The sequence below is a fragment of the Luteococcus sp. genome (genome assembly GCF_043424415.1).
GTDB lineage: Bacteria > Actinomycetota > Actinomycetes > Propionibacteriales > Propionibacteriaceae > Luteococcus.
Window position 1 is genome coordinate 1 of record NZ_JBHWOO010000181.1, and the last position, 24836, is coordinate 24836.

Consider the following 24836-nt stretch of genomic DNA (forward strand, 5'->3'; position numbering starts at 1 on the left):
GGTGTGCACCTTAGCACGGCCACGTCGGCCGCCTCCAGTCGCTTGACCCTTTCCGGGTCGCCGGAGCGACGGATCGACTCGTCGGCGGCCACCGGCACGGCGATGCCGCGACGGGCCAGCTCCCGGCGCAGGCGGGCCAGCTCCTCGGTGTCCATCACCGGCTGCTCGGCATATTCCAGCTCGAAGCGGCCGAGCTGGCGCAGGTTCTCCACGGCCTCGTCCAGCTCCCACTGACCATTGGCGTCGACCCGGACCCTGCCGCCGGGTCCGAGGGCGTCACGCACCGCCTCGACCCGTGCCAGGTCGTCGGCCAGCGTCTGGCCGGGTTCTGCCACCTTCACCTTGGCGGTGGTGCAGGCGGAATCGCGGACGATGCGGTGCGCTTGTTGTGGGCCGACGGCCGGGACGGTGACGTTGACCGGGATGCGGTCGCGCAGCGTCGAGGGAAAGCCCAGGTCTGCTGCTTCCCGCGCCGCCTGCCACCAGGGACGGATCTCGTCACCCGAGTAGTCGAGGAAGGGGCTGAACTCGCCCCAGCCGGCATCGCCCTGCCAGACGACCCCCTCCCGCACGGTGATGCCGCGAAATCGAGTGCGCAGGGGGATCTGGAAGACGTGCGTGGGCATGGGTCAAGCCTAGTCTCTGCCCTCGACCGTCCCGGGATGGGCGAGCCTCAGAGCCTGGCCTGCCACTTGCCTGCCCAGACCAGCTCATTGGGCGTGCCCTTGAACTCGCTCTTGCCCTCCAGCTTGTCCAGCACCCCGGTGATGATGTCGGGATTGGAGTTGTAGGCGTTGACGAAGCACTTGACCATGGTCAGGTCGTGCAGGTGGGTGGTGAAGTTGAGGCTCACCGCGAAGGTGGGCACCTCGTGCACATACCAGGGGATCTCGTTGCTCATGGCGGCGCTCCACTGGATGCGGTAGTTGTTCTGGGCGCCGTAGCCGATCACCTCGGCGATGAACAGCACCGCGTCGGTCTCGGCCTTGTACTTCTCGATCGAGCCCTTGACTCGGCTGCCGCCCTCCTGCACCGAGACCTCGTAGCCGCGGGCGGTGAGTTCGTCGACGAACATCTCGACGGTCCTGTCATTGCCCGAGTAGATGCCACCCTTCTCGCCGGCGACGTGGTAGAGCTTGATCCGCCGGTGCTGCTCGGGGTTGAGCGGCAGCTCGTCGAGGGTGTTCTTGACCAGGGTGATGCCCTTGTCGGCGGCGTCCTTGCGCATCGCCAGGTGTTCCTCGCAGCCGACGACCTCGAGCTCGCTGGCCTGCTTGGTCAGGGTGCCGTCGGCCTTCTTGTCGTGCAGGCGACGCTTGGCCTTGAGGCCCAGGATGCGGCGCAGGGCGTCGGTCATCCGCTCCTCGGTGATGACGCCATTGCGGTAGCCGTCGAGCATGTAGCCGAAGTCCTCGTCGATCTGGTTGAAGAAGAGGAACATGTCGCAGCCGGCGGCGATCGCGCGGGGCACGTAGTCCTTGCGCTGCATGGCGGCGGTCATGCCGAGCATGTGGCTGGCGTCGGTGATGAGCATGCCGTTGAAGCCGAGCTGCTCCTTGAGCAGGCCGGTGGCCAGTTCGGGCGCCAGGGTGGCGGGAAGGATGTCGGCGTCCTGCAGGCCGGGGACCAGCTTCTTCTGGTAGGCGGGCAGCGCGATGTGGCCGGCCATGAACATCTCCACGCCGTTGTCGATGTGGTGGCGGTAGACCTTGCCGAAGCTGTCGTCCCATTCCTCGACGGAGAGCTCGTTGACGCCGAGCACCAGGTGCTGGTCGCGCTCCTCGGTGCCGTCGCCGGGGAAGTGCTTGATGCAGATGTTGACGTCGCTCTCGCGCATGCCGTCGATGTAGGCCTGGGTGTAGGTGATGACGTCGTCGGCAGTGGTGCCGTAGGCGCGGGTGTTGACGATGGTGTTGCGCCAGTTGAACAGGATGTCGACGCAGGGGTCGAAGTTGGTGTTGACGCCCAGGGCGCTCTCCTCGCGGCCCGAGACGTAGCCGGCATTGCGGGCGACCTGCGGGTCGCGGCTGGCCTCGCACTGGGCGCCGGAGGCGATGTAGGTGCCGTCATTGCAGGCGCCGTTGCCGCCCGAGTCGCAGTTGGCGGCCACCATCAGCGGGATCTTCGAGTCGGTCTGCAGCTGGTTGATCAGCTGCTGCACCTGCTCGGAGGTGCCGCCCTGGTAGCGGGCGCCGCCGATGTGGTACTGCTCGAGGATCTGCTTGTTGGTCAGCTGGTTGCCGCTGTAGGCGTCCTCGCCGAAGAAGAAGAGGGTCGTGAAGAGCTGGCCGACCTTCTCCTCGTCGGTCATCTCGGCAATGGTCTGCTCGACCCAGGCGATCTGGCCCTCGTCGAGGGTGTAGGGGCTGGCGGTGAGGTCTACGAGCTTGGGCATCTGGGGCTCCTGGATGGTGGTGGTTGGGGCTGGTCCGGGCTGCTGGTCAGGCCCGGACGACCGGCTTGCTGACGGTGCGGTTGCCCGACAGGGTCGGCCACGGGACCTCGGCGGGCAGGTAGGTCTCGAACTCGGTGATCAGGGCCTGCTGGTAGTCGCCGGCATAGCTGCCGTCGAGGAACTTCGGCAGGGCCTCGGCGACGAAGCGGTGCCAGGACTGCTTCTCGGCACCCGGGTTGATCGGGTAGTAGAGGCAGCCGGCCGTGGCGGCGGCGTCACGGTCGCCGGGGGCGTCGCCGATGAGCAGGATCTTGTCGTCGTCGTACTTGCCCTTGGCGGCGAACTGGACGTGCTGGGCCTTGCCGCCCATCTCCTGCCCGGCGATCACCTTCATGTACTGGGCCAGGCCGTGTTCGCTCCACTCCTTCTCCAGCGCGTGCAGCGGGGTGGCGGAGACGGTCATCTGGTCCACGCCGGCGGCGTCCATCGCCTGCATGGCCTCGCGGACGCCGGGGAAGGGCCCGCAGCCGTGCACCATGTCGTTGATGGTGGCGTTGACGCCATTGCCCCAGGCGATGCAGCGGTCGATCGTGGCCGAGGGGTGCTCTGCGGCATAGGCGGCGATGCCCTTGTCGGACAGGGGATGACCGGAGTCGATGAAGTCACTGAGCTCCGGGTACTCGGGGATGACGACCCCGCGTTCGGCGACCTCGGTGCGGTCGCGCAGCAGGTCGAGCAGCTGGCGCAGGGCCAGCCAGCGGTTGAGCCCGCGCGTGACCGAGCCGAGGTTGACGAACAGGGCAGTCTCGCGCGCGAGGGTCGAGACGGGCTGCAGGTCGAAGTACTTGATGTAGCAGGGGGTGAAGCACTCGGTGTGCTTGATGTCCATGGCATCCATCGCGCACCCGTCCGAGTCGATGCCGACGAAGAAGTCCTTCGTGGGCTGGAAGTCGACGAGCACCTGGGCTGCCGGGGGGATCTGCGTCATTGCCGCTCCTTGGGTCTGCTTTCCTCCAGACTTCCCCAGGGCGCGCCAACTGGGGACTGTTTGCCAAGGGTTGCCGATCCGGGCGCACTACGGCGACCTGCGCTGCCGCCATGGACCCCGCCGCTGGATTCCTGCACACATGGGGTTAGGGTGGTCCACAGATTCACGGGAGCCCCGCCGGGGCTGAGAGGGCATCGATGCCGACCGTCGAACCTGATGCGGTTAGCACCGCCGAAGGGAGAACTGATGCAGTTGCATGTCAACGGCCAGACCACCGAGCTTCCCGATGGAGCCACGGTGTCGATGCTGGTCACCCACCACACCGGCCGGGAGCTCACGCCCCAGGGCCAGGCCGCCGACGGCAGGCCGCTGGCGCTGGCCGTGGCCCTGGACGGCGAGATCGTGCCGCGCATCCGCTGGGCCGAGCACACACTCGCCCAGGGAGCGCGGGTCGAGGTCGTCACGGCGGTGCACGGTGGCTGAGGAGTCCCGGCACGCACGCCACCTGGTGCTCGACGGTTTCGGCGCGGAGGGCCAGGAGCTCATCGCGGCTGGGCGGGTGATGGTGCTCGGCGCCGGCGGCCTCGGCTCGCCCGTGATCACCTACCTGGCGGCCACCGGTGTGGGCCGGCTCACGATCATCGACGACGACCTGGTCTCGCTGAGCAACCTGCAGCGCCAGGTGATCCACACCACCGCCGACCTGGGCCGGCCGAAGGCCGAGTCGGCCGCCGAGCGCGCGCTGGCGATCAATTCCGAGGTCGAGGCCGTGCAGGTGGTCACGCGCCTGGACCAGGCCAGCGCCCTGGAGCTGGTGCGTGGCCATGACGTGGTGGTGGATGCCACCGACAACTTCGTCACCCGCACGGTGCTGGCGCGGGCCTGCCAGGAGGCCCGGGTGCCGGAGGTCTATGGGGCGGTGATGGCCTGGCAGGGCCAGGTCACGGTGCTCGAACCGGGCCGGCAGCTGGAGGAGATCTTCGGCGAGCTGCCCGAGCAGGCACCCACCGGCGCCGAGGTGGGGATCCTGGCCACCCTGCCCGGCGTGATCGGCACCGTGATGGCGGCCGAGACCATCAAGCTGCTGCTGGGCGAGCCCCAGACGCTGTGCGGCCGGCTGCAGACCTATGACGCCCGCACGGCGCAGTGGCAGACCTTCCGACTGCCCGCGCTGGCACCCGAGGACCGGGCACACGAAGACCCGAGCGACGAAGGAGACCAGCCATGAGCATGGTCCAGGACACGCCGCTGGTCCTGGGAGGGCACGAGTTCACCTCGCGCTTCATCCTGGGTTCCGGCAAGTACAGCCTCGACCTGGTGAAGGCGGCGGTGGAGAATGCCGGCGCCCAGATCGTCACCCTGGCGCTGCGACGGGCCAATGCCCAGTCGGCCAATGTGCTGGACCACCTGCCCGAGGGCGTCACGGTGCTGCCCAACACGTCGGGCGCCCACACTGCCGAGCAGGCCGTGCAGATCGCCCGGCTGGCGCGTGAGATGGGCCTGGGCGACCTGGTGAAGATCGAGGTCATCACCGACAACCGCCACCTGCTGCCCGACAACCACGAGACGCTGAAAGCGGTGGAAGCCCTTGCCGCACTGGACTTCGTGCCGTTGCCCTATATGTACCCCGACGTCGTCGTGGCACGCCAGATGGCCGAGGCGGGGGCGGCGGCGATCATGCCGCTGGGCTCGCCGATCGGCTCCAACCGGGGGCTGGTGACCCGCGAGTTCGTGGAGCTCATCATCGACGCGGTGGACCTTCCGGTGATCGTGGATGCGGGCCTCGGCCGGCCGTCCGAGGCGGCGCTGGCCATGGAGCTGGGGTGTGCGGCGGTGATGGCGAACACCGCGATCGCCACCGCCGGGGACGTGCCGGCCATGGCCCGGGCCTTCGGGCAGGCCATCGAGGCCGGCCGTCTGGCACACCTGGCCGGGCTGGGCCGGGTCGTCACCGACCATGCGGTGGCCTCCTCCCCGCTGACCGGCTTCCTGGACGACGATCCCGACCGCAAGGAGGCCTGATGGCCCGCCCCGGAGTGCTGGACCACTTCAGCGGGCAGGAGCAGTCCGACGGCAGCCGCCGCCGCCAGGTGCTCGCGGCGCGGGAACGTGCGTCTTTCGACGCCGTGACGGACCAGGACGTCGCCCGGGTGCTCGCCAAGGGCGAGGTGGACGAGGCCGACATCGCCGTCCTGCTCTCCCCCGCCGCCGGCCGGCACCTGGAGGCGCTGGCCCGTCGTGCCCGGCAGCTCACCCGCGAGCGCTTCGGCAACTCGGTCCACCTGTTCAGCCCGCTCTACGTGGCCAACCACTGCGCCAATGCCTGCACCTACTGCGGTTTCACCGCCACCGCCAGGATCCAGCGGGCACGGCTGGACGGCGAATCGCTGGACGCGGAGTTCCGCGCCCTGGCCGAGGAGGGCATCGAGGAGGTGCTGATCCTCACCGGGGAGTCGCCGAAGTTCTCGCCGGTCGACTACGTGGCGCACTGCGTCGAGCGCGCCTCCCACTTCTTCGCCACCGTCGGCATCGAGGTGCAGCCGATGAACACCGACGACTACCGGCGCATCCACCGGGCCGGGGCTGAGCACGTCTGCGTCTACCAGGAGACCTACGACCTGGACCGCTACGAGCAGGTGCACCTGGGCGCGCGCAAACGCAGCTTCGCCTACCGCTTCGACTCCCAGGAGAGGGCGCTGCTGGCCGGCATGCGCGGGGTCGCCTTCGGGGCCCTGCTGGGCCTGGCCGATCCGCGACGTGACGCCCTGGCGACGCTGGTGCATGCCCGCAGCATCCAGCGCGACTTCCCGCATGCCGAGATCATGCTGTCCTGCCCGCGGATCCGCCCCACCGGCACCGACACCGAGGCAGCCAGCGATCCGGTCGACGAACGCCTGCTGCTGCAGATCCTGTGCGCCTACCGGCTGGCGATGCCGCAGGCCTCCATCACCGTCTCCACCCGGGAGCGCCCCGGTTTCCGCGATGCGGTGGCGGGGCTGGTGGCCACCAAGCTGTCCGCCTCGGTCTCGCCCGGTGTGGGGCACCACGTCGAGGAGGCGCCCACCGGCGACGAGCAGTTCGAGATCAGCGACGAGCGCAGCCTGGCCGAGGTCGTCTCGATGTTGCGGGCCACTGGGCTGCAGCCGGTGCTCAATGACAACATCCGGCTGGCGCCGGCCGGAGGCTGAGCGCTCCCGGCGCCGGGGGGCCAGCAGCCTGGCGCCTGGATCAGGCGCCGATGACGCAACCCCCGAAGAGGCCGACGGCGCACAGCAGCTCGGCCAGGCCCACCTGCTTGAGCACGCCGATCAGCGGCCGGCCGGTGGCGCCGGAGAGCACCACCCTGGTCGCGGGCGCCAGCAGCACCAGCATCGCCAGCCCCAGCAGCGCCCACCAGGTGCTCAGCGCCGCGGTCACGACGACCAGGGCGGCGGCGAGCACGGTGAGCAGGGCGAAGAAGCGGCGCGTGCCCTGGTGTCCCAGGCGGGTCGCCAGGGTGCGCTTGCCCACCTCGCGGTCGCCGTCGATGTCGCGCAGGTTGTTGGCCACCAGGATCTGGCAGGCGACGATCCCGATGGCGACGGAGGCGGCCAGGCTGCTGGCCGGGACCCGGTCGAGCTGCACATAGGTGGTGCCGCAGACGGCGACAAGGCCGAAGAAGATGAAGACGAAGACCTCGCCCAGCCCGGCATAGCCATAGGGGTGGTCACCGCCGGTGTAGAACCAGGCGGCCAGGATCGAGGCGGCGCCCACCAGGGTGATCCACCAGTGGCCAGTCATGGCCACCAGCAACAGTCCCAGGACGGCGGCGATGCCGAAACAGGTGAAGGCGGCCGTCTTCACCTGGGCGGGGCGGGCAGCACCCGAACCTACCAGCCGCATCGGGCCGACGCGGTCCTCGTCGGTGCCGCGGATGCCGTCGGAGTAGTCATTGGCGAAGTTGACGCCGATCTGCAGGGCCAGCGCGACGAGGAAGGCGAGCAGGGCGTGCCAGGGTCGGAAGCCGTGCTCGAACCAGGCGATCGCCGATCCGGCCAGCACCGGGGAGAGCGCCGCCACGAGGGTGCGCGGACGCGCCCCCTCGATCCATTCACCAAGTGTTGCCACGTCAACCCTTCTGAGCATCCAGGCTGCCGAGCAGCGCCTGCCGGTCGATCTTGCCAGAGCTGGTGCGTGGCAGCACGTCGCGACGCTCCAGGCGACGCGGGAGCGCCTCGCGGCCGAGGTGCCCAGCCAGCTCGCGCTGCCACCAGTCGAGCCCGTGGCTGCTGGTGGTGACCAGCACGATCCGCACCCCCCACTGGAGGTCGGGCACGGCGAGGACCACGCCGGAGCCTGGCTCCACCTGGTCGACGGCGCGCTGCACCGCCGCGAGGTCGACGTTGACTCCCCCGCTGACCACCACGTCGTCCAGGCGGCCCAGCACCCGCAGGCGTCCGCCGAGCCACTCACCCCGGTCCTGGGTGAGCACGGTGCGCCCGTGCAGGGTCGAGGCGGTCAGTTCCGGCTGCAGCCGGTAGCCGCTGAAGGCCATCTCGCCGGTGAGCGTGATGCGTCCCTCGTCCAGCCCCACCTCGACACCGGGCAGCGGCTCGCCGTCCCAGACGCAGCCGCCGCAGGTCTCACTCATGCCATAGGTGGTGACCAGGTTCAGTCCGCGGCCCCGGCCCTCGGCGAGCAGGTCGTCGTCCACAGCCGCCCCGCCGAGCAGGATCACGTCGAAACGGGTCAGCGTGGCCAGCACCTCGGGCCGCTCCATCGCGCGGAAGAGCTGGGTGGGCACGATCGAGATGGCATTGGCACCGGGCGCCAGGGCGAGGTCGGCCAGATCGCTGGAGGCCAAGCGCACCGTGCGTCCGGCCACGTGCGCGCGGACCAGCACCATCAGCCCGGCGACATAGCCGGTGGGCAGCACGCAGGTCCAGCTCATCGGGCCCAGGCGCTGCTGCGAGGCCTCGGCGGAGGCCAGCAGGGCCCGCCGGGAGAGCACGACTCCCTTCGGGACGCCGGAGGAGCCGCTGGTGGCGACGATGACGGCCGTGTCGGGTTCTGCCACCGGCAGTTCGGGGCGCAGCATCGCCAGGGTGTGCTGGTCGTTGGGTGCCGCCGGCGCCAGCACGATGCGCCCGGCCAGCGCGTCGGGAAGCAGGGTGGGCAGGTCCTCAGGGGTGCACAGGCGCATCGTCACCTGCCCGACGCTATCGCGCGCCCCCGACAGCGCGGGCCGGGCACGAGGCCTAGGCTTGGAGGTCGGGAAGATCCCGCCCCACCCGTCCCAGACCAGACCAGGAACAGTGAGCCACCGGTGTCCAGCACCCTGCCCGCCAGCCGACCCGCATCGCGCACCTTCGAATCGCTCGGCAATCCGAACTACCGCACGTGGTTCATCGGTGGGCTGGTGAGCAACATCGGCGGCTGGATGGCACGCACCGCGCAGGCCTGGCTGGTGCTGGTGGTGCTCACCGACGGCAATGCCCGCGCCCTCGGATACCAGACGGCGGCAGTCTTCCTGCCCGGCCTGCTGCTCAGCCCCGTCGCCGGCACCGTCGCCGACCGCTTCGGCAAGCGCCACATCCTGCTGGCCACCTGCAGCCTGGGCCTGGCCAGTGCGTTGGTGCTGTCCACGCTGACCATCACCGGCCGGGTCGAGCTGTGGCACGTCTTCGCCCTGTCCCTGGTGGACGGGTTGGCGATGGCCTTCGACAACCCGGCCCGGCAGGCCTTCGTCAGCGAGATCGTCGAGACCTCCAAGCTGCCCAATGCCATCAGCCTGAACTCGGCCAGCTTCAATGCCGCGCGCCTGCTGGGGCCGGGCATCGGCGGCGCCCTGATCGCGGCGGTGGGCACGGGCTGGGTGATCGGCGCCAATGTGGTGGCCTTCGCCGTGATGATCACCGCCCTGCTGATGATGCGCACCGAGCTGCTCCGCCCGGCCGTGCCCACCAAGGGCAAGGGCGGAGGTTTCATCGCCGGGCTGCGCTATGTGCGACGCCGCCCCGACCTGCTGGCCCTGCTCACCGTCGGGCTGGCCGTGGGAGGGCTCGGCTTCAACTACGGCATCTCGAATGCGGTGATGGCCACCCAGGCCTTCGCCCGGGGTGCCGGCGACTACGGCATCATCGGCTCCTCGATGGGCATCGGTGCCCTCGCCGCGGCCCTGTGGTCGGCCCGGCGCGGCAGCCCACGGCTGCGCCACGTGCTGCTGGGCATGGCCGGCTACACCGTGTTCAACCTCGCCAGTGCCCTGAGCCCCAGCTTCTGGCTCTTCGTCGCGCTGCAGGTTCCGGTGGGCTTCTTCACCATCACCGCCCTGGTGACCGGCAACTCGCTGCTCCAGACCGCCACCGCACCGCAGATGCGCGGCCGCGTCATGGCGCTGTGGGGGCTGTCGATCATGGGCGTGGCGCCGCTGGTCTCCCCGGTGGTCGGCTGGGTGGGCGACGCCTTCGGGCCGCGCTGGACGATCGGCTGGGGCGTGGTCTTCGTGGGCGTCATCTTCTGCGCGCTGACCGCCACGATCATGGTGAACGACCGCATCCGGGTTCGGCTCGACTGGCATCGTCGCGCCCCGTGGCTGCGCATCGAGCGGCTGCTCACGCAGGACATCGGCGAGGTGCGCCGCTGAGGCGGCTGCCCAGCCGTGGTCCTGGGTGACGTCGAAGTGGTGCGGGCAGCTGTCTCGGAGCTCGGTGGCAAGCTACGAACAGCGTTCCCGGGGCGACGACGCAATCAGTACCGCGGCGACAAGGTCATCGCGATGGGCATGGATGTGGACGTGCGCTGCAGGTAGTTCTGCAGCCATGTCCCGTTGGTACTCATAGCGGAAGAGTGGGTCACCGCTCGCGCGCAGGCCCGCGAACAGCTTGATGCTCGACTCATCAACGGTGAGCTAGCGCCCTGCCGCGTCGACGATGCACCTGTACGTGACGTGGAGGCTCAGCAATTCTCGCGAACCGACAGTCAGTGGAAGCGGTTCCTCCGATGTCACGGAGAACTTGTTTCCGAGGCTGCTTGCCTTGAACGGCGTGGGCTCACCACGAAATGCACTCACGAGGTCCGACAGTGACTTCGCGAAAGCCTTCGCAGCACGCTCAAGGGGTGGGCCTTCGTCCCTCACGGCTCGAGGAGCCAGGTGAGTTCTTCGGCCCGCCGTCGGGCTGCTTCCTGCTCGTCAGTCAGCAGCCCGGCACATGACAAGAGCCTTGCCTGCTCCAGATCGCACCCCAGAGTGCGCTTGAGTTCAGCCAGTTCGGCGCGCGCCTTCTTGGGGGTCAGGACGTCAAGGATGGCAGATCCCATGTCGGACTCTTCTCACCGCGTGTGTTCAATCGCGCCATGCGAGAACCGTAGATGCTGCCACTGACAACAACCATGAGTCATCGGTCGACAAATCGGCGTGGGTGACAGCGGACGACACCGCGAAGGTCTTTGGGGGGAGCACAGTTCCACGGGAGCGCCGATGCCGGGCAATTGGCTCTGCGTGGCTCTGGGCCGGGTGGCGATGCCTTGATCAGAGCGTCACCCGCCGCGCGCGATCTGGCCGAGCAGGCATCGCTGTCGGACGGCGGTGCTTTGATGGAGGCATGAAGAAGCTCCTCAACTCCCCCGACGACGTGGTCGCCGAGGCGCTCCTGGGAATGGCCAGTGCACACCCCGCGCGGTGGCGCGTCGACCACGAGGCACGGATCGTGGTGCGCGCCGGTGCGCCCCGGCCGGGCAAGGTGGGCCTGGTCTCCGGCGGCGGCAGCGGCCACGAACCCCTTCACACCGGCTATGTGGGCCGCGGCATGCTGGATGCGGCCTGCGTCGGTGAGGTCTTCACCTCGCCAGTGCCCGACCAGGTACTGGCCGCAGCCCGGGCCGTCGACTCCGGAGCGGGCGTGCTGTTCATCGTGAAGAACTACACCGGTGATGTCATGAACTTCGAGATGGGCGCGGAGATGGCCCGCGACGAGGGCATCGAGGTCGAGATGGTGGTGGTCGACGACGACGTCGCGGTGCGCGACTCGCTCTACACCGCCGGACGGCGCGGCGTCGCCCTGACCGTCCTGCTGGAGAAGGTGGTGGGGGCCGCCGCCGAGCAGGGAACCGGGCTGGCAGAGCTCACCGAGCTGGCGCGTCGGGTGAACTCCCGCGGCCGCTCGATGGGCCTGGCCCTGACCAGTTGCACGGTGCCCGCCGTGGGACGGCCCACCTTCGAACTGGCCGCCGACCAGATGGAACTGGGCATCGGCATCCACGGCGAGCCGGGCCGCGAACGCCTCCCGGCGGCCAGCGCCAAGGAGGTGGCCCGGATGCTGGCCGAGCCCGTGCTGGATGACCTCAAACCGTCAGGGCCGGTGATCTGCCTGCTCAACGGGATGGGCGCCACACCGCTGCTGGAGCTGTACGTGGTGCAGCACGAAGTGGAGAAGGAACTGGCCGCGCGCGGGGTGTCCGTGGCGCGTCGACTGGTGGGCAACCACGTCACGTCACTGGACATGGCCGGTTGTTCGCTCACACTGTTGGAGGCGGACGACCAGCTGCTCACGTTGTGGGACGCGCCGGTCGACACGCCCGGACTGGGATGGGGTGGATGACGTGGAAAAGCAACAGGCCATGGACTGGATGGGTGCCTTCGCACGCTTGGTGGGCGAGCACGCCGTCCGGCTGACCGAGCTCGACCGGCAGATCGGTGACGCCGACCACGGCTCCAACATGGACCGTGGCATGAAGGCGGTGCTGGCACTCGACGCCGCGTCGCAGCCCGATGCGGTCGACTACCTCAAGAAGGCCGGCATGACCCTGGTGGGCACCGTCGGCGGCGCCGCCGGCCCCCTCTACGGAACCTTCCTGCTCCGCTTCGCCTCAGCCCTGCCCGCCGGCGACCGGGCCGACTCCCCCGCCGAGCTGGCCGCCGCCTGGCGCGGTGGCCTGGACGGTGTGGTCTCGCGCGGCAAGTCGGGTCTGGGCGACAAGACGATGGTCGACGTGCTGCAACCGGCCGTGGAAGCGATGGAGGCAGGCCACGAGGACGTCGCCTCCTGCCTGCAGGCAGGTCTGGAGGCTGCCCGGGAAGGGCTGGAGTCGACCAGGGCGATGGTGGCGCGCAAGGGACGCGCCTCCTACCTGGGCGAGCGCAGCGCCGGACACCTTGACCCGGGTGCCGCGAGCGCCGTCCTGCTGCTGGAGGCGGCCCTGGCCGCCCAGAACTGAACCACGAGGACTCGGGGGTGTCGTCGTGACAGCAGTCGTGGTCGTCTCGCACAGCCGCACCCTGGCCCGGGCGGCGGTGGAGCTGGCCGAGCAGATGGTGCCAGTGGAGCAGCGGGTGCCGGTGCGGGTGGCGGCCGGCCTGGACGGGAGCGATCCGGGCGTCCCCGATGCGAGCGAAGGCGGTGCGGGCGCGCCCGAGCTGGGCACCGACGCCACCGCCGTGGCGGCCTGCTTGGAGGAGCTGCAGGACCAGGATGCGATCCTGGTGCTCACCGACCTGGGCAGTGCCCTGCTCTCGGCCGAGATGGCGCTGGACTTCGTCGACCCGGACTTGGCTGCCCGGGTGCGGATCAGCCCGGCGCCCCTGGTGGAAGGCCTGGTGGCCGCGCTGGTCACCGCCTCCAGCGGCGCCGACATCGACGAGGTCGACCGCCAGGCACGAGGCGCGCTACAGGCAAAGACCGCCCAGCTGGGCCAGGAGGAGTCCGCACCGGCCCCGCAGCCGCCGCCCCAACCCGCAGCCGGCAGTGCGCGCGCGGAAGCTGGCGAGCAGGCCTTTGAACTGGAACTGCTGGTGCGCAATCCGCACGGCCTGCACGCCCGGCCCTGCGCCGCGATCGTCGCCGCGGTAGCCGGTCTGGATGCCACCGTACTGGTGCGCCGCGAGGGCAGCCCCGCGGAGGCCGGCGTCGATGCCCGCAGCGTCATGTCGCTGCAAGCCTTGGCCGTACGCCGGGGCGAACTGCTGCTGGCCTCCATCACCGGGCCGCAGGCCTCGGCGGCTCGCACGGCGCTGGGGACGCTGGCCGCCAATGACTTCGGGGAACAGCTCGCCCGGCCCGGTCCGCACACCCTGGCCGAGCCCGAGTCCCCCGTGCACGAGCTGTCCCTGGCACCAGCCTTGCCACCGGCCGAGCCCACGGCCGACCAGCAACCGCGCCTGGAGACCGCCCTGGCCGCCGCCGACGGCTTCCTGGAGGGTCTTGCCGCGAAGGTGCCCGACGGCGGCGTCACCCGTGCGGTGCTGTGGGCGATCCGCACGATGCTGCACGACCCGATGCTGGAACAGGGCTTCGCCCGGCGCATCGGTGAGGGGCAGGACGCGGCCGTCGCCGTGCACCAGACCATGACCGAGACGATCGCCGTCTTCGAGCAGATGGCCAATCCCTACCTGCGCGAGCGCGCCACCGACCTGCGTAGCCTGGAACGCCTGGTACTCAGGGCCCTGGCCTCCGACCTGGACCTGTCGCTCGACGAGGTGCCGTCCGGACATGTGCTGCTGCTCGACGAGCTGGATGCCGTCACCGCCGCGCAGCTGGACCCGACCGGCGTTCCGATGGTTCTGGTGCGCCGTGAATCGACCCACGGCCATGGTCTGCTGGTCGCCCGTGACCGCGGGATCGACGTGCACTTCCTGGCGGGGTCACAGCCGGAAGGCCAGCTAGGCTTGCACGCATGACTGACGCGACTCGTGCTGCCTGGGGCTGGGGACTGGCCACCATCCACTCCTCCGGGCAGGTCCTGGACACCTGGTTCCCCTCCCCGGAGTTCGGCACCCCCGCCGACGATGCCAAGGCTCCCGCCCAGATGGTCTCGGCCCAGACCGAGGACCCCAATCGTGACGTGCGGGTGAGCCTGGTGAAGGTGGCCATCGACCTGGACGCCGCCCCGGCCGACGTGAGTGACGCCTACCTGCGCCTGCACCTGCTCAGCCACCGCCTGGTCAAGCCCCACGGGCTCAACCTGGACGGCATCTTCGGCGTGCTGCCCAATGTGGTGTGGACCGCCGCCGGCCCGTGCGCCGTCGAGGACTTCGAGTCGGTTCGCCTGCGCCTACGCAATGTGCGCGGCACCACCGTCGTCTTCGGCATCGACAAGTTCCCGCGCATGGTCGACTACGTGCTGCCCTCGGGCGTGCGCATCGGCGACGCCGACCGGGTACGCCTGGGCGCCCACCTGGCCGAGGGCACCACCGTCATGCACGAAGGATTCGTGAACTTCAATGCCGGCACGCTCGGCCACTCGATGGTGGAGGGACGCATCTCGGCCGGTGTCACCGTCGGCGACGGCACCGACATCGGCGGCGGCGCCTCGATCATGGGCACGCTGTCGGGTGGCGGCAAGGAGGTCATCTCCATCGGGGAGGGCTGCCTGCTGGGCGCCGAGGCCGGCGTCGGCATCTCCTTGGGCAACAACTGCGTGGTGGAGGCCGGGCTCTACGTCACCTCCGGCACCAAGGTGCAGCTGCCCGACGGCCAGGTGGTCAAGGCCACCGAGCTGAGCGGCAGCGACGACATCCTGTTCATCCGCGACTCCCAGTCCGGCGCCGTGCTGGCCAAGCCGCGTGCCGGCCACAAGATCGCGCTGAACTCGGACCTGCACAAAAACTGACGCGTGGCCCGGCACTCGAGGCAGCGCGCCCCCCAGCGGCGCAGCCGACGGCTCTACCCGCTGCTGGTGCTGCTGGCGCTCGTCGTGGCCTTGCTGGTCTTCTTCGCCTGGGCGATCAACCAGATCGGTAACCGCGAGCCCAGCGTCGTGCCCGCCGCGCAGCAGTGCGCGGTGCGGGTGGGAAACGTCGGCGACCAGCTGACCCTGGAGCAGTCGGGCAGTGCCGCGATCATCGCCGCCGAGGCGCTGCACCGCGAGTTGCCGCCGCGCGCCGTCTCGATTGCCCTGGCCACGGCGATGCAGGAGTCCGACCTGCGCAACATCGACTACGGAGACCGCGACTCGGTCGGGCTCTTCCAGCAGCGCCCCAGCCAGGGCTGGGGCAGCGTCGAGCAGATCATGGACCCGTGGTACTCGACCGGAAAGTTCTACGACCACCTGGTGCAGGTCGACGGCTGGGAGTCGGGCGACATCAATGACGTCGCGCAGAAGGTGCAGCGCTCCGGCGTTCCCGACGGCTACCGCAAGCACGTCGAGCGCGCCCGAGCCTGGGGCTCGGCCCTGACCGGCCACTCCCCCGCCGCGGTGCGCTGCATCGACCGCGGCAAGGCCAGCCCGCAGGCCGGCGACACCGTCGAGCTGCTGCAGCGCGCCCTCGGCTCGACGGTGCAGGTGACGCCCGCCCAGGCCATGGTCACCATCACCTCCAACGACGAGACCTCGCTGTGGGCGGCCACCCAGCTGGCGATGATGACCACCCGCACCAGCGGCGTCACCGCCGTTCAGGTCGGAGCCATGACGTGGACCTCCCAGTCGACACACCTTGGCAGCTGGGAGGGCACCGCCACCCCGAAGCCCACGAAGGCGGTCCTCACGCTGCGCGCGTGAACACCGCCCCGGCGATGATGACCGGTCAGTGACGATCAGTCGGTGAGCCGCTGCGCGGCCGCAGCGATCCGCTCGTCGGTGGCCGTCAGTGCGATGCGGACGTGCCGGGTGCTCTCGGTGCCGTAGAAGTCACCGGGGGCGGCCAGGATGCCGCGTTCTGCGAGCCAGTCGACGGTGGCGCGGCAGTCCTCGCCGCGCGTCGCCCACAGATACAGCGAACCCTCGGAGTGGTCGATGGTGAAACCGGCCTGTTCCAGCGCCGGGCGCAGCAGGGCGCGCCGGGCCAGGTAACGCTCCCGCTGCTCCTCCACGTGTGCGTGGTCGTCCAGGGCGGCCGCCATGGCCTCCTGCACCGGGCCGGGAAGCATCATGCCACCGTGCTTGCGCAGCTCCAGCAGCTCCATGCACAGGACCTCGTCGCCGGCGATGAAACCGCCGCGGTAACCGGCCATGTTGGAGCGCTTGCTCAGCGACTGCACCGACAGCAGCCCCGTGACGTCGCCGTCGCAGACCTGGGCGTCCAGCACGCTGAAGGGCTCCGCATCCCAGGCGAACTCGCCGTAGCACTCGTCGCTGGCCAGCACCGCACCACTCTGGCGGGCGAAGGAGACCCAGGCGCGCAGCTCCTGTTTGGACAGGATCGCGCCGTGCGGGTTGGCCGGGGAGTTGATCCACACCAGGGCCGGCGTGCCCTCGACCTGTGAGGGGTCGTCGCAGCGCTGGATCCTGGCACCGACGATCGCGGCACCCACCTCATAGGTCGGGTAGGCCGTGCTGGGGATCACCACCAGGTCGTCCGGCCCCAGGCCCAGCTGGGTGGGCAGCCAGGCGACAAGCTCCTTGGTGCCCACCACGGGCAGCACATTGCGCTCCGTCAGGCCCGTGGCTCCCCAGCGTCGTTCCAGGTAGCCCAGGATCGACGCGCGCAGGGCCGGTGTGCCCCAGACCGTCGGGTAGCCGGCCCAGCGGCCGGCCGCGGCCACCAGCGCGTCGGCGGCGACGGCAGGGGTCGGGTCGACGGGCGTGCCGACGCTCAGGTCGCAGATGCCGTCCGGATGGGCCTGGGCCCTCGCCTTCGCACCTGCCAGGGAGTCCCACGGAAAATCGGGCAGGCGCGACGCCAGCGGCGCACGCCTGCCCGATCCGGCAGTGCTGGTGCTCATTCGCCCTGGGGCGGGAGCGCGGAGACCACGGGGTGGTCCTTGTCGATGACGCCCATGCGGGAAGCGCCGCCGGGCGAGCCGATGCCGTCGAAGAAGTCGACGTTCACATCGTAGTACTGCTTGAACTCGGCCGGGACGTCATCCTCGTAGAAGATGGCCTCCACCGGGCAGACCGGCTCGCAGGCGCCGCAGTCGACGCACTCCTCGGGGTGGATGTAGAGCATGCGGTTGCCCTCGTAGATGCAGTCGACGGGGCATTCCTCGACGCACGCACGGTCCTTGACGTCCACACAGGGCTGCGCAATGACGTAGGTCACTGGGGTCTCCTCAAAACTGGGCTTCTGGGCCGGCAGAACAGATCCACCGGCATCGCCACTCTACAACGCCACACGCCAGGTCGGACCATCCGTCCGGGGGCAGTCTCAGTCGCAGATGATCTTGTCGGTGGGCTGGTAGGTCCAGCGGTACGGCTCGCGCTTGACCACCTGGCCGCCCTTGTGGAACAGCCGCGAGTAGTTCACCGTGAAGCCGGGCGCAGCCGCCTGGTCGTGGCACTTCTCGCCGGAGCGGTGGATGGTGCGGCCAGTGGTGAAGTTGGACTTCGACAGCTCGCTGGAGGTCACCTTGTCGTAGACCCTCTTGCCCCACACCCGCACCGTGATCGAGCCCTTGTTGCCGGGGCTCGACGGGTTCACCCAGGCCTGCATCAGCGCGCCGTAGGGGCTGTTGTTCTTGAACTTCACGTCGATGCTGCCGTAGTAGAGCGTCGCCTCACGCCCGGCCGGGTAGCGGTCGAAGTACATGGTGTGGGGCTGGTGCTCGACGTGCTCCAGGCCGCTGAAGAACAGGGCGTTGAAGGCGGTGGTGCCGGCCTGCGAGATGCCGCCGGCATTCTCCTTGACCAGGTGGTCGCCGGTGATCACCCACCCGTCGACGAAGCCCGAGCCGGCGGTGCGCGGACCGATCGCCTCGTTGACGCTGAAGGTCTCCCCCGGCGCGAAGTAGGAGTTGGAGATGCGCCGTGCGGCCACCGACAGGTTGGTGTTGCGGTAGTCGGCATGCGGGAAGTAGGTGGTGAACTCGCCGATCACCTCGCTGACCGGGGCCTTCTTCGCCTTCTCGGTGGTGATCTCGGGCTGCTGGGTGACCACCGGGACGGTGACGGTGCGGGCGGCGCCCTGCGCCACCAGCGCGGGGGCCACGACCTCGTCGAAGGCCTTGCGCTCGATGCCCTTGCCGGGCTTGCCGGGCACCAGGGCGGGCTTGCCGTCCTTGAGCTCCCACCGGGCGTCGACCGGCTCCTGCATGCCGGCCTCCTTCGCCTTGCGCTGCGCTGCCTTGAAGAGCTTGTCCATGTCGGTGGTGGCGACGAAGCCGCCGTCCTTGGTGCTGATCTTCGTCAGCTCCCCGATGCCAGGCCCGGTGAGCTCCACCGTCTGCTTGTCGAGCTTGACCTTCACGGGGGCGTTGACGCGCGGCTTGAGCTGGCTGTCGACGAAGGTGGTGAGCTCCTTGGTGGTGAGCTCTGGCTCGGTACTGGTGATCGGTGCCTCCACCCGGCTGCTGGTCATCCAGGCGTCGTCGAGCTTCTTGGCCGCGGCCTTCTGGTCCAGGCTCTGGCCAACGACGGCCTCGGTGGGGGTGATCTTCTCGCGCGTCATGGTGACCTTGGCGTCGACCGGCTTCACCTCGAAGGCAGGCGCGGCCTTGGCGACGGCCGCCTGCAGCTTGTCGGAGTCCTTGTCGACGACGATGTCCATCTCGCCGCCGCCGCGCAGCACGTTGATGATGTGGCGCGGATTCAGCGACTTGCCGGCACCGGCCTGCTCGACGGTGGCGGCGTAGTCGACGCTCATGCCGGCCTGGGCCGGCGTGATCTTCACCGACTTGTCCTTCGTGGCCAGGGCGATGGGGGCCTCGGCGCGGGGACCGATGGACTCCTTCAGCCGCGTGATGGCGGTGGCCTCGTCGACCCCGCCCAGGGCGACTCCTTCGACGCTGGCGTGGCGGGGCAGCTCGTCACCGGCCATCGCATAGCCCGCGGCATAGGCGCCGCCGGTCAGCAAGGCCAGCGTGCCCAGGCCCGCGAGTGCGATGCGCCGTCCCTTCCCGCGGCCCCGGGTGGGCTCGTCGGGTGTGCGGATGCTGCTGGCGGAGTCGGTGGAAGTCACAGATGGGTCCCCTGACCACAAGGGGCGCGTCCTGCTCGCGCCACGGTGGCACCCATTCTAGGCTGTTGGCCAGGTGTCCAGTCAGTTTCTTCTCACCGGACCTGTCGCCATGGCCGCGCCACGGCGGCCCAGCTCGTCCAGGGCATCGGCAAGCACCCGACGCACCGTGGGCTCCTGGCAGGACTCGACGGCCTCCCGCGCCACAGCGAGGGTCTGGGCATCCGCCACCGTCCACGGGATCCCGGCCTTGACGCACTGCGCCAGCCCCCAGCCGGTGCGCAGCCGTGCGGTCGCCTCGATGCCACGCCACCAACCGCGGGCCAGCTCGCGCGTCAGCTCCTCGGTGGATGGGTCGACCGAGTGCTCCGGCGCGAACAGGCCAGCTGCGTCGGCCTGCACCTGGCTGGCCGGGGCGTCGCTGGTGAGCACCCGCTGCAGCACCTCACGCCGCGAGCTGGCATCGGGCCGGGCGGCGCGGGCCGTGCGGGCTGCGCGCTGCCCCGCCGAGGACGGGTCACGCTCCAGTTCGGCCTCGACGACCTCCTCCGGCTGCCCCAGCGCCACCATGCGTCGCACCACGGTCCACCGGTCGTCCGGGCCGAGCGGACGGGGATGCTCCTGTGGGTGCTTGCCATCCGCTTCCCCGAGCAGGCCGCGTAGCTCCTCGGGCTCGTCGCTGGCCGAGGCCAGAATCCGGCGCAGGCCCAGGGCGCGGTCGCTGCCTGCCTCGGTCGCGCGGAGCAGTTCGCGGGCGACTGCGGCGACCCGCGCACGGCGACCGGCACGCTCGGCCGGCGGCGACCACTGGTTGGCCCAGTCCAGGGCCCGCGAGAGCTCGGCCACCAGCAACCGGTCCGAGCGCTCGTGGGTGGCGGCGCGCAGCATCATCTCCAGGGCAGCCATCGGGTCGCACTCTGCCGAGCGCACCTGGTCGACCAGGGACTGCAGCAGCATCGACCGGGCCGACGCCGGCTCCAGGGCCGCCATCGGAGCATCGGTGAGCCTGCCGTCGACCACCAGGGGCCTGAGCCGCGCCCAGCACAGGTCGTCGGGGTCCAGCAGGACCAGCTGGCCGGCGCCGGCCACCAGCCGCGTGGTCGTCCGCTCGGCCTTCACGGTGAGCTGCTGGCTGTCGAGCAGGCGCCCGTCCTCGTCGTGCACTGCCACCCGCAGCCGATGCGGACGCGGCCTCGCTGCTTGCCGGCAGACCTCGACCCGTCCGTCGAGCACCACGGCCTGCAGACGGTCCTGGCCGGTGGTGCCCAGCCAGGCCTCCAGCCACTCGTCCAGGTCCTCGACGCCCTGCGCGCGCCAGCAGTCCACCAGGTCGGCCATCGTCGCGGTGGCGAAGGCGTGCCGGCGGATGTGCTCGCGAAGCCCATCCCAGAAGGCGTCCGCCCCCATCCAGGCGAGCAGCTGGCGCAGCACCGCCGCACCCTTGGCGTAGCTGATGCCGTCGAAACTGGCCAGGGCTGCGGCGGCGTCGTCGGCACCATTGCCCGCCACGGGGTGAGTGCTGGGACCCTGGTCGGCGGCACTGCCCCACGGCTTGCGGTCCAGGCCGAAACCGAGCCACAGGTCCTCCAACCCGACCCGCGCGCCAATCTCGTGGCCGAGGAATTCGGCGAAGGACTCGTTGAGCCACAGGTCGTCCCACCAGTGCGGCGTCACCAGGTCGCCGAACCACTGGTGAGCCAACTCGTGCGCGATCGTCGAGGCACGGCCCGCCCGCTGCTGGGCGGTGGCCTGACCCCGGTGCAGGAACTGCTCGCGCAGCAGCACACAGCCCGGATCCTCCATCGCGCCGGCATTGAAGTCGGGCACGAAGACCTGCAGGTAGTCCCCAAAGGGGTAGTCGACGCCGAAGAGCTCCCGGTAGGCGGGCAGCAGCCGCCCGGTGAGTGCGAACAGCTCCTCGGCATCGCGACGCAGCTCGCCCTCGAGTTCCCGGCGCGCGAGCAGTCCCAGCTCCGGCGCCGTCTGGCCGGGCTGGCCCTCGGGTGCGCGGCGCAGCTCGACCCAGGGGCCGGCGACGACCGTGGCAAGGTAGGTGGAGATGGGCGCGGTGCGCTCGGTCTGCCAGCTGCCGTCGGTCAGGCGGGTGGCCGGGCTGTTGCCGCGCACGATCCACTCCTCGGGGGCCTCGACCACCAGCCGCAGGCGCATCTTGAGGTCGGGCTGGTCGAAGCAGCAGAACCAGCGCGGGGCCGCGTCCAGGAAGCTCATCGCGTACAGGTAGGTCTCGCCCTGGGCGTCGATGTGGCGGTGCAGCCCCTCCCCGTCCCCACTGAAGGCCATCCTGGCCTCCACCTCCAGCACGTTGTGGGCCTGCAGCCCCGGCAGGAGGAGGCGCCCGTCGACCCACTGCGGCTCCAGCTGGGTTCCGTTGAGGCGCAGCCGGAGGAGCTCTTCGCAGCGCAGGTCGGCGACGGTCTCGGCGCCGGGGCGGGTGCAATCGAAGCTGATCCTGGTGGTGCTGGTGAAGGTGGACTGGCGTGCGGCCTCGCGCAGGTCCAGGTGGACGTCGACCTCGGCGACCAAGAGCAGCCCGGAACGTTCCTGGGCCTGCTCGTGGCGAAGACTGCTGTGATGGCTCATGCCGGGCAGGCTATCCGGCAGACTTGCCCCATGAGCAAGAACGAGATCGACGCCGCCGAGCTGGCCGAGCGTCACGCCGCCATTGCCGCCGCCTTCACCAAGAAGGTCGCGGCCGTCACCGACTGGGACGTCCCCTCCCCCGTCGCCGAGTGGACCGCCCGCGACGTGGTGCGCCACCTGGTGGACTGGTCGCGCAGCATGTTGGGCCAGGCCGAGGGCATCACCTTCGGTGAGATTCCCTCGGTCGACGAGGACCCGCTGGCCTGCTGGCAGCGCCACACCGAACAGATGCAGCTGCTGCTCGAGCATCCCGAGATCGAGAGGGTGGCGCTGCCCTCGGGGCCCTTCAGCAAGACCACCTTCCAGGAGGCCGTGGACCAGTACTACGTGCCCGATGTCTTCATGCACACCTGGGACCTGGCCAAGGCGACCGGGCAGGAGCCGGGGCTGGACCAGGCACAGTGCTTCGCCATGTACCGCGGCATGAAGGGCGACGAGCAGCGGCTGCGTGCCTCGGGCCAGTTCGGCCAGCAGCAGCCGGTGGCCGAGGACGCCTCCAGCGAGGAGAAGCTGATGGCCTTCATCGGGCGCGACCCCTACTGGGCGCCGCCGGTCGACGGACAGGACGCCACCGGCCGCTGACCAGAACTGGCGGCTCAGCCCTGGAGGGCCAACGCGAAGGGCAGCACGCCACTCGCGCCGGCCTCCAGCAGCGCCACCGAGGCGACCGTCATGGTCCAGCGGGAGTCCACCAGGTCGTCGACCAGCAGCACCGGGCCGTCCAGCGCGGCGAGCTGCTGCGCCATGGCGGGCGGCACGGCGATGCGGCCCCAGACCCCGGCCAGCCGGAAGGCGGAGTTGCCGCCGGCCTGGCCGGTGGGGCCCCCGTCGACCAGCTGCAGCGGGCCCAGGTCGGTCATCCGGCCCAGCCCCGCCAGGCCGCTGGCCAGCGAGCCGACCAGCTGCGGGCGGGTGCGTGAGGGAATTGAGGCCACGGCCACCGGGCGCTGCTGCCAGTCCCACTCGCGCAGCACCGGGATGCAGGCGCGCAGCACGTCATCGGGCACCGGGGCGTCCGACTCGGCCAGCAGGGCGCGCAGCCGCTGCCCCATCCCCAGGTCGGTCAGGCGGGCCAGCACCCGTCCGTTCTCGGGCCTGGCCTTCAGTTTTCCCTTCAGCGGCACGCCGAGACGGACCATGCCGGTAGGCCACATGCCGCGCGGCTCCAGCAGCACGCCCGAGCGGTGCAGGGCCTTCCCGGCTGCCTGCGCGGCCTCCAGCGGAATGCTCGGGTCGTACCAGGGCCCCGCGCACACGTCGCAGCGACCGCAGGCATGCGAATCGGGATCGTCCAGGGCCGCGGTAAGGAAGGCCATCCGGCAGGCCCCGCCCCCGTCGGGCCCGTCTCCGGCCCCGCCCTTGGGTTGCAAGGAGACGTAGTCGAGCATCAGCTGCTGTTCGCGGCGACGGGCCTCCGCCACCCGGCCGTAGCGCTGGACGTCGTAGTGCCAGGGCTGGCCGGTGGCCGTCCAGCCACCCTTGACCCGCTGCACCGCGCCGTCGACGTCGAGCACCTTCAGCAGCAGCTCAAGCCGGGTGCGTCGCACGTCCACCAGGGTCTCTAGCGCCGCCGTGGACAGCGCCTTCGGGGACTCCTGCAGGGCCTGGATGACGCGGTTGGCCTGCTCCTGGTCGGGCATCGAGGCCGTCGCGAAGTAGTGCCAGATCTCCCGGTCCGCCGTAGTGGGCAGCAGCAGCACGTCGGCATTGACCGCGCCTCGCCCGGCGCGTCCGACGTGCTGGTAGTAGGCCACCGGCGAACTGGGGGCACCCAAGTGGATGACGAAGCCCAGGTCCGGCTTGTCGAAGCCCATCCCCAGCGCGCTGGTGGCCACCAACGCCTTCAGCTCATTGGCCTTGAGTTGGGACTCCAGCTGCTCGCGGTCGGCGGCATCGGTGCGCCCGGTGTAGGCCTTCGCGGCGAAACCGGCCTCGTCCAGGGCCCGCGCCACGTCCTCGGCGGCCGAGACAGTGAGGGTGTAGATGATGCCCGAGCCGGCGAAGTCGTCCAGGTGGGCGGCCAGCCAGGCCAGCTGTGCCTCTGCGTCGGGCAGCTGCAGCACGCCCAGCCGCAGCGAGTCGCGGGCCAGGGCGCCGCGGATGGTGAAGACCTGGTGGCCGCCGGCGCCGAGCTGCTCCGCGACATCGGCCACCACCCGCTCGTTGGCGGTCGCGGTGGTGGCGAGCACGGGCGTGTCGGAGGGCAGCTCCAGCAGCAGGTCCTTGATCCGGCGGTAGTCGGGGCGGAAGTCGTGGCCCCAGTCCGAGATGCAGTGCGCCTCGTCGACCACCAGCAGTCCGCAGGTGGCCGCCAGACGAGGAAGCTGCTCGGCCCGGAAGGAGGGGTTGTTGAGCCGTTCGGGGCTCACCAGCAGCACGTCCACCTCGTCGCGGGCCAGGGCATCGGCCACCTCGCCCCAGTCGGTGGCATTGGCCGAGTTCATGGTGACGGCCCGCACCCCGGCCCGCCCGGCAGCCGCGATCTGGTCGCGCATCAGCGCCAGCAGCGGGCTGACGATCACCGTCGGGCCGGCCCCCTGGGCGCGTCGTAGCCGGGTGGCGACGAAGTAGACCGCGGACTTGCCCCAGCCGGTGCGCTGCACCACCAGGGCGCGCTGGCGCTGCTCCACCAGCGCCAGGACGGCTTCGAGCTGTCCCTCGTGGAAGACGGCATCGTCACGGCCGACCAGCTGGCGCAGCACCCCGAGCGCCTGCTCGGTGATGTCGGCACCCGGCAGCTGTTCCGGCTCACGCTGCGTCCGGCCCGGCGGCACGGACGCACCGCTCCCAGGACCTCGCACTCCCTCGTGCGCCCGGGCCGGCGCCGCAGAGTCCAGGTCGGCCGGCGGCAACCAGTCATCGTCCGGCGGCAGCTCCCACTCGTCGACGGGGGGCTCGTCGGGCAGCGGCGGCAGGTTCTGGCTCATGGCTCCACCGTAGGTGCCACCACCGACACTTTCACCAGAGTTCCCTCATCCCGACAGAGA

General features: G+C 70.4%; 22 protein-coding genes, 1 pseudogene and 1 riboswitch. Of the genes and pseudogenes, 12 read left to right on the forward strand and 11 right to left on the reverse strand.

Annotated elements, in window-relative coordinates; translation table 11 throughout:
- From ACHFFZ_RS10635 to ACHFFZ_RS10645, 3 genes are all read right to left on the reverse strand, one after another.
- Positions 1-626: enolase C-terminal domain-like protein (locus ACHFFZ_RS10635; RefSeq protein ID WP_394276600.1), on the reverse strand; the 626-nt coding region annotated here is incomplete at its 3' end.
- 47 nt (positions 627-673) lie between these two features.
- The gene (locus tag ACHFFZ_RS10640) at positions 674-2395 is read right to left on the reverse strand and encodes a glycoside hydrolase family 3 protein (RefSeq protein WP_394276601.1); all 1722 of its coding nucleotides are present in this window, start codon (positions 2393-2395) and stop codon (positions 674-676) included.
- A gap of 46 nt (positions 2396-2441) precedes the next feature.
- Complete coding sequence (locus ACHFFZ_RS10645; RefSeq protein ID WP_394276602.1) at positions 2442-3383, reverse strand: HAD family hydrolase; 942 nt, start codon at positions 3381-3383, stop codon at positions 2442-2444.
- Between the two features lie 155 nt (positions 3384-3538).
- Positions 3539-3640, forward strand: a riboswitch (TPP riboswitch).
- Here ACHFFZ_RS10645 and thiS point away from each other — a divergent pair.
- The 4 genes from thiS (at position 3630) to thiH (ending at position 6571) form a co-directional block, all read left to right on the forward strand.
- Positions 3630-3866 (forward strand): sulfur carrier protein ThiS, encoded by a 237-nt coding sequence (gene thiS / locus ACHFFZ_RS10650; protein WP_394276603.1) that lies wholly within the window; start codon positions 3630-3632, stop codon positions 3864-3866. (Overlaps the previous riboswitch by 11 nt.)
- Positions 3859-4611, forward strand: a complete 753-nt coding sequence (locus tag ACHFFZ_RS10655) for a HesA/MoeB/ThiF family protein (RefSeq protein ID WP_394276604.1) — start codon at positions 3859-3861, stop codon at positions 4609-4611. Before thiS ends, ACHFFZ_RS10655 begins: the two co-directional genes overlap by 8 nt.
- Positions 4608-5405: a thiazole synthase gene (locus ACHFFZ_RS10660; RefSeq protein WP_394276605.1), complete on the forward strand. Its 798-nt coding sequence runs from the start codon at positions 4608-4610 to the stop codon at positions 5403-5405. The genes ACHFFZ_RS10655 and ACHFFZ_RS10660 overlap by 4 nt, the downstream gene beginning before the upstream one ends.
- Positions 5405-6571 (forward strand): 2-iminoacetate synthase ThiH, encoded by a 1167-nt coding sequence (thiH, locus tag ACHFFZ_RS10665; RefSeq protein WP_394276606.1) that lies wholly within the window; start codon positions 5405-5407, stop codon positions 6569-6571. Before ACHFFZ_RS10660 ends, thiH begins: the two co-directional genes overlap by 1 nt.
- 40 nt (positions 6572-6611) lie before the next feature.
- Here the strand turns inward: thiH and ACHFFZ_RS10670 are convergent, their stop codons facing one another.
- Together ACHFFZ_RS10670 and ACHFFZ_RS10675 are read right to left on the reverse strand one after the other, a co-directional pair.
- Positions 6612-7490, reverse strand: coding sequence for a 1,4-dihydroxy-2-naphthoate polyprenyltransferase (locus tag ACHFFZ_RS10670; RefSeq protein ID WP_394276607.1), 879 nt, complete (start codon positions 7488-7490; stop codon positions 6612-6614).
- A gap of 1 nt (position 7491) precedes the next feature.
- Positions 7492-8565 (reverse strand): AMP-binding protein, encoded by a 1074-nt coding sequence (locus tag ACHFFZ_RS10675; protein ID WP_394276619.1) that lies wholly within the window; start codon positions 8563-8565, stop codon positions 7492-7494.
- Between the two features lie 123 nt (positions 8566-8688).
- Here ACHFFZ_RS10675 and ACHFFZ_RS10680 point away from each other — a divergent pair, with 123 nt between their 5' ends.
- A complete protein-coding gene (locus tag ACHFFZ_RS10680; RefSeq protein WP_394276608.1) occupies positions 8689-10008 on the forward strand; it encodes an MFS transporter in 1320 nt (439 codons plus the stop codon).
- Between the two features lie 488 nt (positions 10009-10496).
- Here ACHFFZ_RS10680 and ACHFFZ_RS10685 read toward each other — a convergent pair whose 3' ends face one another.
- Positions 10497-10682: a hypothetical protein gene (locus ACHFFZ_RS10685; protein WP_394276609.1), complete on the reverse strand. Its 186-nt coding sequence runs from the start codon at positions 10680-10682 to the stop codon at positions 10497-10499.
- 284 nt (positions 10683-10966) lie between these two features.
- Here ACHFFZ_RS10685 and dhaK point away from each other — a divergent pair, with 284 nt between their 5' ends.
- The 6 genes and pseudogenes from dhaK (at position 10967) to ACHFFZ_RS10715 (ending at position 15857) form a co-directional block, all read left to right on the forward strand.
- Positions 10967-11962 (forward strand): dihydroxyacetone kinase subunit DhaK, encoded by a 996-nt coding sequence (gene dhaK, locus ACHFFZ_RS10690; RefSeq protein ID WP_394276610.1) that lies wholly within the window; start codon positions 10967-10969, stop codon positions 11960-11962.
- A 19-nt stretch (positions 11963-11981) separates the two neighbouring features.
- Positions 11982-12578 carry a dihydroxyacetone kinase subunit DhaL gene (gene dhaL, locus ACHFFZ_RS10695; RefSeq protein WP_394276620.1) on the forward strand — a complete coding sequence of 199 codons (597 nt, stop codon included), beginning with the start codon at positions 11982-11984 and terminating at the stop codon, positions 12576-12578.
- 25 nt (positions 12579-12603) lie between these two features.
- Positions 12604-13059: pseudogene (locus tag ACHFFZ_RS10700) on the forward strand (PTS-dependent dihydroxyacetone kinase phosphotransferase subunit DhaM); the annotation flags it as partial.
- A 93-nt stretch (positions 13060-13152) separates the two neighbouring features.
- A complete protein-coding gene (locus ACHFFZ_RS10705; RefSeq protein WP_394276621.1) occupies positions 13153-14037 on the forward strand; it encodes an HPr family phosphocarrier protein in 885 nt (294 codons plus the stop codon).
- A complete protein-coding gene (dapD, locus tag ACHFFZ_RS10710; protein WP_394276611.1) occupies positions 14034-14969 on the forward strand; it encodes a 2,3,4,5-tetrahydropyridine-2,6-dicarboxylate N-succinyltransferase in 936 nt (311 codons plus the stop codon). The genes ACHFFZ_RS10705 and dapD overlap by 4 nt, the downstream gene beginning before the upstream one ends.
- A 3-nt stretch (positions 14970-14972) precedes the next feature.
- A complete protein-coding gene (locus tag ACHFFZ_RS10715) occupies positions 14973-15857 on the forward strand; it encodes a hypothetical protein (protein WP_394276612.1) in 885 nt (294 codons plus the stop codon).
- A 35-nt stretch (positions 15858-15892) separates the two neighbouring features.
- On the opposite strand, the gene dapC is transcribed toward ACHFFZ_RS10715, so the two are convergent.
- The 4 genes from dapC to pepN all read right to left on the reverse strand — a co-directional run bounded on the left by dapC (position 15893) and on the right by pepN (position 21789).
- Complete coding sequence (dapC, locus tag ACHFFZ_RS10720) at positions 15893-17020, reverse strand: succinyldiaminopimelate transaminase (RefSeq protein WP_394276613.1); 1128 nt, start codon at positions 17018-17020, stop codon at positions 15893-15895.
- Positions 17017-17337 (reverse strand): ferredoxin, encoded by a 321-nt coding sequence (gene fdxA, locus ACHFFZ_RS10725; RefSeq protein WP_394276614.1) that lies wholly within the window; start codon positions 17335-17337, stop codon positions 17017-17019. Before fdxA ends, dapC begins: the two co-directional genes overlap by 4 nt.
- Before the next feature lie 105 nt (positions 17338-17442).
- Positions 17443-19191: a VanW family protein gene (locus tag ACHFFZ_RS10730; RefSeq protein WP_394276615.1), complete on the reverse strand. Its 1749-nt coding sequence runs from the start codon at positions 19189-19191 to the stop codon at positions 17443-17445.
- A gap of 81 nt (positions 19192-19272) precedes the next feature.
- Positions 19273-21789 carry an aminopeptidase N gene (gene pepN / locus ACHFFZ_RS10735; protein WP_394276616.1) on the reverse strand — a complete coding sequence of 839 codons (2517 nt, stop codon included), beginning with the start codon at positions 21787-21789 and terminating at the stop codon, positions 19273-19275.
- A 30-nt stretch (positions 21790-21819) separates the two neighbouring features.
- Here pepN and ACHFFZ_RS10740 point away from each other — a divergent pair, with 30 nt between their 5' ends.
- Positions 21820-22431, forward strand: coding sequence for a maleylpyruvate isomerase N-terminal domain-containing protein (locus tag ACHFFZ_RS10740; RefSeq protein WP_394276617.1), 612 nt, complete (start codon positions 21820-21822; stop codon positions 22429-22431).
- Between the two features lie 14 nt (positions 22432-22445).
- Here the strand turns inward: ACHFFZ_RS10740 and ACHFFZ_RS10745 are convergent, their stop codons facing one another.
- Positions 22446-24776, reverse strand: coding sequence for a RecQ family ATP-dependent DNA helicase (locus tag ACHFFZ_RS10745; RefSeq protein WP_394276618.1), 2331 nt, complete (start codon positions 24774-24776; stop codon positions 22446-22448).
- Positions 24777-24836 lie beyond the last annotated feature (60 nt).